The sequence below is a fragment of the Lactiplantibacillus sp. B652 genome (assembly GCF_023806745.1).
GTDB lineage: Bacteria > Bacillota > Bacilli > Lactobacillales > Lactobacillaceae > Lactiplantibacillus > Lactiplantibacillus pentosus.
The window spans coordinates 1-330 of the sequence record NZ_JAMSKY010000083.1 but is presented as its reverse complement, the minus strand read 5'-3'; the positions used below and the strand labels follow the sequence as shown (position 1 = coordinate 330).

General features: G+C 37.3%; 1 pseudogene. It reads left to right on the top strand.

The annotated features are described in order from the left end of the window. Positions 1 to 159 precede the first annotated feature (159 nt). Positions 160 to 330 (top strand): annotated as a pseudogene (locus MZO40_RS17575) (type II toxin-antitoxin system PemK/MazF family toxin); the annotation flags it as partial.

Genomic DNA, 330 nt, shown 5'->3' with positions numbered 1-330 from the left:
CACAATTGAATGGCAGATTGAGCCAAATGGTAGAGTAATGATTGTTCGTAGTAAACCTGATCTATGGCAACTTGTTGATGAACAGGAAAAAAAGTTCGGAAATCTCAGTACCACGGAGTTTGATTGGGGTAAGGACATAGAAAGTGAAGACTTTGATTAATGAAATTAAAACAAGGCGGTATTTTGTGGATTAATTTAGATCCAGCAAAAGGGACTTAAACTAACAAAAAGCGACCGTGTTTAGTTGTGAGCAACGATCACTATAATCGCTATTTTAATACGGTGCTAGTTGTACCAATCAGCACTTCTGACAAATATCGTACCCTAGAA